Below are 12,842 nucleotides of genomic sequence, written 5' to 3' on the forward strand. Positions count from 1 at the left end.
GATACAGCCGCAATACAGACGCGATACCGACGTTGTTTTTTATGGTTAACGCGGCTTTTGGCGCGCGCAACAAATGTGAAGATCGCGTGAAAAAGTGCTTTGAAATTTCACCAAACTGAGGCACCGTGAAATTCGAGGGAAAAATTTCACGACTGGATTCGCGCTATATGCTGCACGATGTGCCCCAAAACCCCCAGACGCTTGGCGCCGATCTGCGCGCGCTGCGCAAGGCGCGCGGCCTGACATTGACGGATATGGCAGAGGCGCTGGAACGGTCTGTGGGGTGGCTCAGTCAGGTCGAGCGCGACAAGTCCGAACCGACCATTTCCGATCTCCGTCAAATCGCGCAAGTCCTTGAAGTTCCTATGTCTATGCTGTTCGGTCAGTCCTCCGCGCTGGCCCATGAACAGGGCTATATCGTCCGCGCAGGCGCCCGCCGTCCGATGGGTGGCAGCGAGGAAGGGCTGATCGAAGAGCTGCTTTCACCAGATCTGACCGATGATTTTGAGATGGTGCATTCCACCTTCGCGCCCCGCTCCGAGATGCAAGTGCCCGCCACGCGCCCCACGCAGGAGGTTGGCTATGTGGTTGAAGGCAAACTGAATTTACGGATCGGGACACAGGAATTCTCGGTCGGTCCAGGCGACAGCTTCCGCATCCGCGGTGAGGAATACCACTGGTCCAACCCGCACGACGACCCCTGTGTCGCGATCTGGGTGATCGCCCCGCCGGTCTATTGATGTTCTGACACACCAATCTGAGAAACGCTTTAAAAACAAGGAGGAAGGCCATGCTTGAAACATTCGCAAATATGGAAAGCGTCACGCTCTGGGCCTTCATGGCGGCCTCGCTGGTGATGTATCTGACCCCCGGCGCGGATATGATGTTCACCATTGCCTCGGGTATTGCGGGCGGACCCAAAGCTGGGTTTGCCGCCACTGTTGGCGTGACGCTGGGCTTGCTGATGCACATCACCTTGGCCGCCGCAGGTCTTGCCGTTGTGATCGCTGCATCCCCCACGGCCCTGCTGGTGACCCGTTATGCAGGAGCGGCTTATCTTGTTGTTTTGGCTTGGCAATCCTGGCGTGCCTTGCCACCTTCAGAGGAAGCTGACGGCCGCGCAAACGTCGCGCGCGCGCTGCGTCGCGGGTTCCTGACCAATATGATGAACCCCAAGATCATCCTCTTCATCCTCGCCTTCTTGCCCCAGTTCACCACACCTGAGGCCGGCCCCATTTGGCACCAGATCGCCATCTTGGGCCTCATGTTTTCCGCTGGTGGCTTTGTCGTGGTCTCCATGATCGGCCTCTCCGCAGGCTTGGTCGGAGCCAAGCTCAAGAAGGCCACCGGGGTTCTAAACAAATGCGCATCCATCATTTTTGGCGGCCTCGCTGCCAAACTGGTTTTTGACTAAGGGAGACCAACATGTCCGATTTTCCAACCAAGGCCCGCGTGGTCATCATCGGCGGTGGGGTCGTTGGCACCTCAAGCCTTTACCACCTCGCCAAGAAGGGCTGGACCGATTGTGTTCTGCTGGAAAAGAACGAGCTGACCGCCGGATCCACATGGCACGCGGCCGGGAATGTGCCCACGTTTTCAAACTCTTGGGCCATCATGAATATGCAGCGCTACTCCACCGAGCTTTACGCCCGCTTGGGTGAAGAGGTGGACTACCCGATGAACTATCACCAGTCCGGCTCGATCCGGCTGGCGCATACCAAAGAGCGTGTGCAGGAGTTTGAACGGGCCATGTCCATGGCGCGGTATCAGGGTATCCCGATGGAGATGTGGACCCCGGAAGAGGCCAAGGAGCGCTATCCTTTCCTTGAGACCCACGACCTCATGGGTGTGCTCTATGATCCCACCGATGGCGACATCGACCCGGCCCAGCTGACCCAGGCGCTTGCCAAAGGCGCGCGGGACATGGGGCAAAAGATCATCCGTTTCTGCCCGGCGACCGGCGTGACCCAGCAGGAAGACAAAAGCTGGATTGTGCACACGGAAAAAGGCGACATCGCCTGTGATTATGTTGTGAATGCAGCAGGTTACTATGCGCAGCGCGTGGGCGAATGGTTCAAGCCTTACGGCGGCCGTTCTGTGCCGATGATGGTGATGAGCCACCAGTATTTGCTGACCGAAGAAATCCCAGAGGTCGAAGAATGGTCCAAAGCCAACGGCGGTGTGAAGCTCCCACTGCTGCGCGACGTGGATATCTCCTACTACCTCCGTCAGGAGAAACACGGCTACAACCTCGGCCCTTACGAGCCCAACTGTAAGGCGCATTGGGACACAGACGCCGACCCGATGCCGGATGATTTCTCCTTCCAGCTCTGGTCTGACGATCTGGACCGGATTGAGGACATCGTGACCGACGCCATGGAGCGTGTGCCGCTGATGGCCACCTCCGGCATCAGCCGTGTGATCAACGGCCCGATCCCCTATGCTCCAGACGGTTTGCCACTGATCGGCCCCATGCCGGGCGTGGAAAATGCCTTTGAAAACTGTGTGTTCACCTTCGGCATCGCTCAGGGCGGCGGGGCTGGCAAAGTGCTCGCAGAGTGGATCGTGGATGGCCACACCGAGTGGGATATGTGGGCCGTCGATCCGCGTCGCTACACCGATTACACCGATCATGATTACTGCGTGAAGAAAGGCATGGAAGTTTACGGCAACGAATACGCCATGCATTTCCCGCATCACGAATGGCCCGCCGCGCGCGACAAGAAGCTCTCCCCCGTCCATGACCGGGTGGTTGCACAAGGCGGTGTTATGGGGGCCTACAACGGCTGGGAGCGGGCCAACTGGTTCGCCAAAGATGGCGACGACACCTCGCTGGATGCGACCCACACCTGGGGACGCTCCGGCCCTTGGGAGCAGCGCATAAAAGAAGAGTGCGAAGCGGTGCGCGATCACTGCGGTGTGCTTGATTTGCCGGGCTTTTCCCGCTTCATGGTCAAAGGCGAGGGCGCGGCCGAAGCACTGCGTGGCCTCGTGACAGGTGGCCTTCCAAAGGTCGGTCGGATGAACCTTGTTTATGTCTCAGATGACCGCGGCCGCATCCTGACAGAGATGTCTTGCATTCGTTTGGGTGAGGATGAATTTGTGATGATCACAGCGGCCACTGCGCAATGGCACGACCGCGATATTCTGACCAGAGTCATGCCAGCGGGTGTGACGGTTGAGGATGTGACCACCACCCGCGACACGCTGATTGTCACAGGTCCAAAATCGCGTGAGATTCTGGCAAACCTGACCGATGCGGATCTGCAGAGCGGTTGGCTCACCCACCAAAGCGCGACCGTCGCAGGGCAACCTGCCTATCTGATCCGTGTGTCTTTTGCGGGTGAGCTGGGTTGGGAAGTGCATGCGCTGAATGAGCATATGCCAGCAATCTACGATGCCATCATCGCCGCTGGAGCGACACCGTTTGGCATGTATGCGCTGAACTCGCTGCGCCTTGAGAAAGGCTACCGCGCGTGGAAAGGCGATCTCTCCACGGATTACTCTCTGCTCGAAGGGGGCCTTGGCCGTTTTGTGAAGCTTGACAAGCCGCAGGCGTTCCCGGGCAAAGCCGCGATCCAGAACGAGCTGCAGCAAGGCGTCAAAAAATCCTTTGTTACCTTGGTTGTAGAGGCCGGTGATGCTGACGCGCCTTACATGTCTTGCATCTGGCACGGCGATCAGATTGTGGGTGAAACCACTTCTGGCGGCTGGGGGCATCGGGTGAATGCGTCCATCGCGCTGGGCATGGTGCAGGCGGATCTGGCGAAGCCCGGCACCGAGCTAGAGGTTGAGATCTACGGCGAGAAATACCGCGCCGTGGTGCAAGAGGATCAGCCGCTCTGGGATCCGGCCAACGAACGCCTGCGGGCATGACGCAGGTAATCTTGAAAGATGGTGGATCGGGTCAGGAGCTCCTGGCCCGGTCATCCATGTCGGCCCATCCGCTTTGGTCCACCAAGGTGATGATGGAAGAGCCGGAGACCGTGCAGGCAGTGCATGCGGATTTTATCCGGGCTGGCGCGCGCCTGATCACGCTCAACACCTATTCCGCGACGCCTGAGCGGCTGACGCGGGAGGGTGTCGGCGATATGTTTGAAACGCTTCAGAAGCGGGCGATTGACCTTGCCAATGCTGCACGGGATGAAGTTGAAGCGGACGGCGTCAAACTGGCCGCCTGCCTGCCACCGCTGCACGGGTCTTATCGCCCGGATATGTCACTCGGCCACGCTGATTTGCTGCCAGCCTATCAGGAAATAGTCGCGGCGCAGGAAGCGGCGTGTGACGTCATCCTCTGCGAGACCTTGTCCAGCATTGCCGAGGCAACTGCTGCAGCTCAGGCTGGTGTCGAAACAGGCAAGCCAACATGGGTGTTTGTCACGCTCAAGGACGACAACAGCCAGACCTTGCGTTCCGGAGAGCCGCTTGAGGCCGCGTTGGACGCGCTCAAGGGCATCAAAGTCGCGGGCATTGGCCTGAATTGTTCCAAACCCGAAGTTGTGTCCGGCGGGCTTCCGGCCGTGTTGGCGTCCGCAGGTGCAACCGGTGCCTACGCCAATGCTTTCACGGGCATCGATCCGCTTGAAATCGGCGGTACCGTTGACGGGCTGCGCGCCCGCGATGATGTGACGCCCGCACGCTACGCGGACTTTGCCATGCAATGGGTCGCGGATGGCGCTCGCTTTGTTGGCGGCTGCTGCGAGGTCGGCCCGGGTCATATCGCCGAACTGGCAAACCGTTTGAAAGAGGCAGGTTATGACTTGGTCGGGGCCTGACTTCATCTTGCTGAAATTACGCCGGGTGTCCGGGGGCAGCGCCCTTGGCCGGCCTTGGGCCTAAGCCTGTGAAATACCTGAAAGGACATCGTAATGGCTGATCTTCCAAACAAAGCACGCGTGGTGATTATTGGCGGCGGTGTGGTGGGCTGTTCTGTGGCGTACCACCTGACCAAATTGGGCTGGAAAGATGTTGTGCTTTTGGAGCGCAAGCAGCTGACTTCGGGCACCACGTGGCATGCCGCAGGCCTGATCGCGCAGTTGCGCGCTACGGCAAATATGACCAAGCTCGCGAAATATTCCCAAGAGCTCTACGGAAACCTTGAAGCCGAAACGGGTGTGGCCACAGGCTTTAAGCGATGCGGCTCGATCACGGTGGCTTTGACCGAAGAGCGCAAGGAAGAGATCTACCGCCAAGCGGCCATGGCACGTGCCTTTGGGGTTGAGGTCGAAGAGATCTCCCCGGCTGAGGTGAAGGCGCGTTATGAGCATCTCAACATCGAGGATGTGAAAGCTGGCGTCTGGTTGCCGCTGGACGGTCAGGGAGACCCGGCCAATATTGCGTTGGCTTTGGCCAAAGGTGCGCGGCAGGGCGGCGCCATCGTCAAGGAGCGTATCAAAGTCACCAATATCGCCAAATCCGGTCGCAAGGTGACGGGCGTAGATTGGGTCTCTGATGACGGCAACGCCCAAGGCCACATTGCCTGCGATATGATTGTGAACTGCGCGGGTATGTGGGGCCATGAAGTGGGCCGCATGGCGGGTGCTAATGTGCCTCTGCACGCCTGTGAACACTTCTACATCGTGACCGAAGGCATTCAGGGCCTCACTCAGATGCCGGTGCTGCGCGTTCCCGATGAATGCGCCTACTACAAGGAAGACGCAGGAAAAATCCTGCTCGGCGCCTTTGAACCCAACGCCAAGCCTTGGGGCATGAACGGCATTCCCGACAGCTTTGAGTTTGACCAGCTGCCGGAAGATTTTGACCACTTTGAGCCGATCCTGGAAGCGGCTTGCAACCGTCTTCCTATGCTGGCTGAGGCGGGCATCCACACCTTCTTCAACGGGCCGGAAAGCTTCACTCCGGATGATGCCTACCATCTTGGGCTGGCACCTGAGATGGACAATGTCTGGGTGGCGGCTGGCTTTAACTCGATTGGCATTCAGTCTGCGGGCGGCGCAGGCATGGCGCTGGCGCAATGGATGAATGATGGCGACAGGCCTTTTGATCTTGGGGATGTGGACATCAGCCGCATGCAGCCGTTTCAAGGCAACAAAACCTATCTGTTTGAGCGTTCCAAAGAGACGCTCGGGCTGCTCTATGCGGATCACTTCCCCTATCGCCAAAAGGCCACAGCACGCGGGGTGCGGCGCACACCGTTCCATCATCACCTGAAAGAGCAGGGCGCCGTTTTTGGAGAGCTTGCGGGTTGGGAGCGGGCCAATTGGTTTGCGAATGAAGGCCAAGAGCGCGAATACCAGTACACTTGGAAACGCCAGAATTGGTTTGAGAACTCCGCCGCTGAGCACCGCGCCGTGCGTGAGAATGTCGGCATGTATGACATGTCGTCCTTTGGCAAAATCCGCGTGGACGGCCCGGATGCCGAAGCCTTCATGAACTACGTTGGCGGCGGCGATTATTCGGTGCCAAATGGCAAGATCGTCTACACCCAGTTCCTCAACCGCAGCGGCGGGATTGAGGCGGATGTGACCGTAACGCGGCTGACGGAAACCGCCTACCTGGTGGTCACGCCTGCCGCAACGCGGCTCGCGGATCAGACCTGGATGCAGCGTCACAAGGGCAACTTTAATGTGGTGATCACAGATGTCACCGCGGGCGAGGGTGTACTGGCCATCATGGGGCCAAACGCGCGCACGCTTCTTGAGAAAGTGTCTCCGGCGGACTTCTCCAATGCGACCAATCCGTTTGGTACAGCGCAGGAGATTGAGCTGGGCATGGGCCTCGCGCGGGCACATCGTGTGACCTATGTGGGGGAGCTTGGCTGGGAGATCTATGTGTCCTCAGATATGGCAGGACATGCCTTTGAAACGCTCTGGGACGCAGGACAGGACATGGGGCTGAAGCTTTGCGGCATGCATATGATGGACAGCTGCCGGATCGAAAAAGGCTTCCGCCACTTTGGGCATGACATCACCTGCGAAGATCACGTGGTGGATGCGGGTCTCGGGTTTGCTGTGAAGACGGACAAAGCAGACTTCATCGGCAAAGAGGCGGTGATCGCACGCAAAGAGAGCGGCCCCAAAAATCGGCTTTTGCAGTTCAAGCTCACAGAGGCTGAGCCTCTGCTGTTTCACAATGAGCCGATCCTGCGTGATGGCGAATATGTCGGGTACCTGAGCTCCGGGAACTACGGCCACACACTAGGTGCTGCCGTTGGACTGGGCTATGTGCCGTGCGAAGGAGAAAAGGCCGCGGATGTATTGGCATCGACCTACGAAATCGATGTGATGGGCACCAGAATCCGCGCCGAGGCCTCTTTGAAGCCCATGTATGATCCCAAGTCCGAGCGGGTCAAAGTCTGAGAGCGGCGGGGCCATCATCAAGAATGGTGATGGCCCCCCTCACAAAATCGGGCGTTTCCTTCCGATGGGCCGGGCGGTATCAAGGCACGTCGCGGCTGAAGGAGACACCCATGGCGGCAACCAGCAACACACCCGAGAATGTGGATACGCCCAGAGGTTTTGCCTTTGCGATGGCGGCTTATCTGCTTTGGGGGTTCCTACCGCTTTACATGAAGCTTCTCGCGCATATGCCGGCGCTGGAAGTTGTGGCGCATCGGGTCATTTGGTCTGTGCCGATTGCCGGGGCTGTTTTGATCATTCTGCGGCGCACGAGCGATTTGATCGCGGCGTTGCGCAATCCCCGCACGCTGGCCATGGGCTGCATCACTGCGGCGCTGATCACGGTGAATTGGGGGATCTATGTTTGGTCGATTGCCAACGACCGCGCGCTTGATGCGGCGCTGGGCTATTACATCAATCCGCTGTTCAGCATTGCCCTCGCCGCCTGTCTGCTGGGAGAGCGGCTTTCGCGTCTGCAGTGGATTGCCGTGGCCTTGGCCGCTGGCGCTGTGGCCGTGCTTTGGGCAGATGCGGGCAAACTGCCCTGGCCTGCATTGGCACTTACCGTGTCCTGGGGCTTTTACGCTTTTTTCAAGAAATCGCTGCCGATTGGGCCCAACCAAGGGTTTTTGCTGGAAATTTTGATCCTGTCCGTGCCTGCAACGGGATATCTGGCCTGGCTGATATCAAGCGGGCAAGGGCATTTTATGCAGAACGCATACGATACCTGGCTGTTGCTGGGATGTGGCGTGGTCACGGCGGTGCCGCTGCTGTTTTACGCCAATGGCGCCAAGCTCATGCGGCTGTCGACCATTGGCATCATGCAGTACATCGCCCCGACAATGATCTTCCTCGTTGCGGTGTTTGTGTTTGATGAGCCCTTTGGGCAGGCAAGGATGATTGCATTCCCGATGATCTGGCTGGCACTGGTGGTGTATTCGATCCCGATGCTGAGAGATCTGCTTGGCAAGCGCGGCTGAGGGTCAGCCAAGTCGCGTGCGGATGTGGTCTGCAAACAATGATGCCCAGAGCGTGTAGGCCTCTTCGGAGGGATGATACCCGTCAGACGCCTGATAGCGGGTTTCAAAGGGCAGATCGATGGGCAGATGGCTGAGTATCGGGTGTGTGGCCGCCAAACCTGCCAGCGCGTCGTCAAGGCGCGTGGCCTGCGCCCCCAGCACCCACCGCAAGGGTTGAGGCACCTGCGGGTAGGCGCCCATTGGCGGCAGGCCTGATGCCACGATGAACCGCGCGCCAAACTTCGTGGACAGCAGATCCGCAAGCTCTGTCTGTCGCTTCACCCATTTGCGTCGGCTGCTGCCGCGGGTTACGTCGTTCACACCGAGGGCGGTGATCGCCAGATCAAAAGAGGCCGCTGGCAGGGCGTTCAGGCGTTTCAGCATACCCGTGGTGGTGATGCTGCTTTCACCAATCAGTTTCCAAGTCACCTGATGATCTTGCGCAAGGTTTTGCACCAATCGGCCGGACAGGGCTTTTTCCTGTGAGGTGGCCCCCACACCAGCGGCGGAGCTGTCTCCGACGATCAGCAGTCTGAGCGGCTTGCCGGAGCCGCTTTGCCCTTCGCGCGCACCCGGCGGTTCACTCAGCGTGTTGGCCCGCTGGCGCACACCCAGTCCCTGTGCCACCAAAACCGGGGTCAAAGGAATACGGGCAATTTGGTCAGCAGCGGGCAACATGAGTTAGCTTAAAGCCTCTTTGAATTTCAGGAAACGCGGGTCCGTCATGACACGCTTGTTCATCGCATCGCGCAGCGCCCCAATGGTCTTATATGGGCGCATCACCACTTCGAAATGCTTAATGTCACCCGCATCATCAAGGGTGATCAGATCAACACCCACACAGTCAAACTCACCCACTTTGCACTGAAACTCGAGCGCCCAGTCTTTGCCGTCTCCCATCACGCGGCGATAGCGAAAATCGGTGAAGACATTCCCCACGTGTCCAAGTACTGCGGCCACCGGGTCCCGTCCGGTCCAAGTGGCCCAGTAAGTTGGCGGTTGAAATGTTACATCTTCAGCCAGCAGCGATTTGATGTCGTCTTCGTTGCCCTTGGCGACAACCTCTTGCATGCGTGTGATTGTGGGGTGCATCTGTGGTCCTCCCTTACTCTCCCACGTGTAGCCTGCGCATCTATAGGGGCATCTCAAGCCTGACGTCGGGTTGCCCAACCTGCCTCAAAGCCCTATGTCCGGCTCCATGACTGAAATCACCCCCTATGATCCGCCCCAAGATCCACTGGCGATCTTGCATGAAGACAGCGACATTGTTGTGGTCGACAAACCTTCTGGCCTGCTGTCGGTGCCAGGGCGGGGGGAGCATCTTTCTGATTGCCTGATCAGTCGTGTTCAGACAGCTTTTCCAACAGCTTTGCTGGTGCACCGTTTGGATCGGGACACATCCGGTGTGATGGTGTTTGCCTTGACCCCGCACGCGCAGCGTAACCTGTCGATGCAGTTTGAAAAGCGCAAAACCAAGAAGACCTATGTGGCGCGGGTTTGGGGACAGATGGCGGAGAAATCTGGCACGGTCGACCTGCCGCTGATCGTAGATTGGCCCAATCGGCCACGTCAGATGGTAGATCATGAGAATGGCAAGCCAGCGATCACCGATTGGCGGGCGCTTAAGGTCTGTGAGACCGAGACGCGCGTGCGCCTGAGCCCCAAAACCGGCCGCAGCCACCAACTGCGGGTGCATATGCTGGCGCTGGGACATGTGATTTTGGGAGATCCGCTTTATGCGGAGGGGGAAGCCTTGGCGTTCCCCCGCCTGATGCTGCACTCAGAAGAGCTGCGGATCAGCCATCCTGAGAGTGGGAAGGGCATGGCGTTTCGCGCCAAGGCGCCCTTCTAGAATTTAAGCTGCATTCTTGAACGCGGCTGCGAGAATGGCGCTCAGTTGATCGGCGTCTTCTTGGGTGAAAGCGTCGGGCTGATTGCTGTCGATGTCAAACACGCCAAGCAAATCGCCATTGCCGTTCCAGACTGGCAAAACCAGTTCTGAGCGGGTGCTGCTCGCGCAAGCGATGTGGCCGGGGAAGGCATCTACGTCTGGGACGAGCTGTGTTTCACCGGTGCGCGCAGCTGCGCCACAGACGCCGCGAGAGAAAGGGATCACCAGACAGCCGTGACCACCTTGATAGGGACCGATCTTGAGCAGTTCAGGCGCGACGACGCGGTAAAAACCTGTCCAGTCAAAGCGGTCATCGGCGTGGTGCACTTCGCAAGTCACTGTGGCCATGAGGGCGACGGCGTCGGTTTCGCCTTCGGTGAGGGAGGCGATTGTGGCTGCAAGGGTGGTGTAATCCAGAGACATGAGCGTACTCCAAAAAGAAACCGCGCCTCAGCGATGGGCCAAGGCGCGGTTGTGGTGTGAGTTTAGATGCCAGCGTCGATGATGGCTTTGGCCAGAACCGGCACAGAATTCTTGTTCAGGCCTGCGATGTTCATGCGGCTGTCGCCAACCATATAGATGGCATTGTCCACGCGCAGCTTCTCGACCATCTCCGGCGTGGTGCCCAGCTGGCTGAACATCCCGCGGTGTTGCGCAAGGAAGCCAAAGCGATCCGAGCCGGACAGGCGCTGAAGTTCGCTGGCGAGCTGTTCGCGCAGCGCGAGCATGCCGAGGCGCGTTTCTTCAAGCTCTGCCATCCAGTCTGCTTTGAGCTCCGGATCAGTCAGAATCGTGGTCACCACCCGTGCGCCATGATCAGGCGGGAAGGAGAAGTTCTGACGGTTGAGGTGGTTGAGGTTGCCTTGGGCGATGGCGGTGTTCTCCGCTTTTTCGCTCATGGCAATCAGCAGACCGGTGCGCTCGCGATAGATGCCGAAGTTCTTGGAGCAGGAAGCCGCGATCAGCAGTTCCGGAACGGAGGCGGCTACCAGACGTGTTGCAGCAGCGTCTTCTTCCAGACCGTCGCCAAAGCCCTGATAGGCGATGTCGATCATCGGCGTGCAGCCTTTGTCGGTGATCAGGTCGATCACTGTCTGCCACTGCGTCAGGTTCAGGTTGGCGCCGGTCGGGTTGTGGCAGCAGCCATGCAACAGAACCACATCATCACGGGTCACGCCGGCAAGATCTTCCATCATGCCGTCAAAGTTCACGCCACGGGTCTCGGCGTCAAAATAGCGGTATTTCACCATTTCGATGCCGAGGTGGTTCAGGATGCTGACGTGGTTGGGCCAAGTTGGATCAGACACAAAAACACGGGCTTTGGGGCTTGCTGTCTTGACAAGCTCAAAAGCTTGACGAATGGCACCGGTGCCGCCAGGTGTGGCCACGGCAGCCAGACGGTCGCGCGCCACGGTGGCAGAGAGCAGCATGTCGATCATGGCGTCCGCATAGGCCGGATCACCCGCCAAACCGGTATACGCCTTGGTGATCTGCTCCTCGACAATCTTCTGCTCCGCCGCTTTTACAGCACGCATGACCGGGGTCACACCTTCGGCGTTTTTGTAAACGCCAACACCCAAGTCCACCTTGGTGGCACGGGGATCTTCGCGATACATGGCCATGAGGCCGAGGATCTTATCTTTGGGCTGCTCTTTCAGGTTGGTGAGCATCAGGCTTCTCCGGTTGCTACGGGCACAGTGGGGAACGCCCCCCATTCGGCCCATGATCCATCATAAAGGGAGTGATCGGTCTTTCCGAACCGTTCCATCGCGAGGCACAAAACAGCCGCAGTCACACCGGAACCACAGGTGGTGATGGCCGGTTTGCTGAGATCGACGCCTGCGCCTTCAAAGACGCCGCGCAGCTCCTCTGCGGTTTTCATCGTGCCATCTGAATTCAGCGTGTCTGTGAACGGTACGTTTTTGGAGCCCGGGATATGGCCTGAGCGCAGGCCTTCGCGGGGCTCTGGCGCGTCGCCGCGGAAACGTGCTGCGGCGCGGGCATCAATGATTTCGTGATCCCCAAGTTTGGCCGCATGAGAAACTTGCGTCACGTCGCGCACTATGTGGTTTTGGCGGCGCACGGTCATGTGGCGGTCGCGGATAATGGGCGGCAGATCCTCAACAGGGCGGCCTTCGGCGATCCATTTGGGAAGCCCACCGTCCAGCACCGCGATGTTGTTTTGACCCATCAGTTTGAAGAGCCACCAAACCCGCGCTGCAGAGAACAGGCCTGCACTGTCATAGACAACCACTTGATGGCCGTCTCCGACGCCCATCGCGCGCAGCCGTGACATGAATTTTTCGACCGGCGGTACCATGTGAGGGAGGTTGCTGCGCCCATCTGAGATATCGTCGATATCAAAATAGCGCGCACCAGGGATGTGGCGCTCCAGATATTCAGCGCCCGCCGTGTTCTCCATGCCAACGGGTGACATAGAGCCATCCAGAATGCGGAGATCTGGGTCTTTCAGGTGGGCGGCCAGCCATTCGGTGGACACCAATGTCTTGGGATCGTCGCTCATCTTATCCCTTTCCAGCAACACTAGAAACACTGCCTACATCCCGCACCCGC

General features: G+C 58.7%; 12 protein-coding genes. 7 read left to right on the forward strand and 5 right to left on the reverse strand.

The genetic code is table 11. The annotated features are described in order from the left end of the window. Positions 1-167 precede the first annotated feature (167 nt). The 6 genes from J7412_RS09510 to rarD all read left to right on the forward strand — a co-directional run bounded on the left by J7412_RS09510 (position 168) and on the right by rarD (position 8,338). The gene (locus tag J7412_RS09510; RefSeq protein ID WP_209064755.1) at positions 168-740 is read left to right on the forward strand and encodes an XRE family transcriptional regulator; all 573 of its coding nucleotides are present in this window, start codon (positions 168-170) and stop codon (positions 738-740) included. A 50-nt stretch (positions 741-790) separates the two neighbouring features. Further along, a complete protein-coding gene (locus J7412_RS09515; protein ID WP_209078448.1) occupies positions 791-1,414 on the forward strand; it encodes a LysE family translocator in 624 nt (207 codons plus the stop codon). A gap of 11 nt (positions 1,415-1,425) precedes the next feature. Then, positions 1,426-3,876: an FAD-dependent oxidoreductase gene (locus J7412_RS09520; protein ID WP_209078449.1), complete on the forward strand. Its 2,451-nt coding sequence runs from the start codon at positions 1,426-1,428 to the stop codon at positions 3,874-3,876. Next, positions 3,873-4,775: a homocysteine S-methyltransferase family protein gene (locus tag J7412_RS09525; RefSeq protein WP_209078450.1), complete on the forward strand. Its 903-nt coding sequence runs from the start codon at positions 3,873-3,875 to the stop codon at positions 4,773-4,775. Before J7412_RS09520 ends, J7412_RS09525 begins: the two co-directional genes overlap by 4 nt. Positions 4,776-4,868: 93 nt before the next feature. Then, the gene (locus J7412_RS09530; RefSeq protein WP_209078451.1) at positions 4,869-7,319 is read left to right on the forward strand and encodes an FAD-dependent oxidoreductase; all 2,451 of its coding nucleotides are present in this window, start codon (positions 4,869-4,871) and stop codon (positions 7,317-7,319) included. A 110-nt stretch (positions 7,320-7,429) separates the two neighbouring features. Next, positions 7,430-8,338 carry an EamA family transporter RarD gene (gene rarD / locus J7412_RS09535; RefSeq protein ID WP_209078452.1) on the forward strand — a complete coding sequence of 303 codons (909 nt, stop codon included), beginning with the start codon at positions 7,430-7,432 and terminating at the stop codon, positions 8,336-8,338. Between the two features lie 3 nt (positions 8,339-8,341). On the opposite strand, the gene J7412_RS09540 is transcribed toward rarD, so the two are convergent. Next, positions 8,342-9,055 carry an SGNH/GDSL hydrolase family protein gene (locus J7412_RS09540; protein WP_209078453.1) on the reverse strand — a complete coding sequence of 238 codons (714 nt, stop codon included), beginning with the start codon at positions 9,053-9,055 and terminating at the stop codon, positions 8,342-8,344. A 3-nt stretch (positions 9,056-9,058) separates the two neighbouring features. After that, positions 9,059-9,469 carry a nuclear transport factor 2 family protein gene (locus J7412_RS09545; protein WP_209078454.1) on the reverse strand — a complete coding sequence of 137 codons (411 nt, stop codon included), beginning with the start codon at positions 9,467-9,469 and terminating at the stop codon, positions 9,059-9,061. A gap of 106 nt (positions 9,470-9,575) precedes the next feature. Here J7412_RS09545 and J7412_RS09550 point away from each other — a divergent pair, with 106 nt between their 5' ends. Continuing rightward, positions 9,576-10,229 (forward strand): RluA family pseudouridine synthase, encoded by a 654-nt coding sequence (locus J7412_RS09550; protein WP_209078455.1) that lies wholly within the window; start codon positions 9,576-9,578, stop codon positions 10,227-10,229. 3 nt (positions 10,230-10,232) lie between these two features. Here J7412_RS09550 and J7412_RS09555 read toward each other — a convergent pair whose 3' ends face one another. The 3 genes from J7412_RS09555 to sseA all read right to left on the reverse strand — a co-directional run bounded on the left by J7412_RS09555 (position 10,233) and on the right by sseA (position 12,792). After that, positions 10,233-10,691, reverse strand: coding sequence for a GAF domain-containing protein (locus J7412_RS09555; protein WP_209078456.1), 459 nt, complete (start codon positions 10,689-10,691; stop codon positions 10,233-10,235). Positions 10,692-10,753: 62 nt separating this feature from the next. Then, complete coding sequence (locus tag J7412_RS09560) at positions 10,754-11,938, reverse strand: amino acid aminotransferase (RefSeq protein WP_209078457.1); 1,185 nt, start codon at positions 11,936-11,938, stop codon at positions 10,754-10,756. Beyond that, positions 11,938-12,792 (reverse strand): 3-mercaptopyruvate sulfurtransferase, encoded by an 855-nt coding sequence (sseA, locus tag J7412_RS09565; RefSeq protein WP_209078458.1) that lies wholly within the window; start codon positions 12,790-12,792, stop codon positions 11,938-11,940. The genes J7412_RS09560 and sseA overlap by 1 nt, the downstream gene beginning before the upstream one ends. Positions 12,793-12,842 lie beyond the last annotated feature (50 nt).

This window comes from Shimia sp. R9_3 (assembly GCF_017743755.1).
Classification (GTDB): Bacteria; Pseudomonadota; Alphaproteobacteria; order Rhodobacterales; family Rhodobacteraceae; genus Shimia.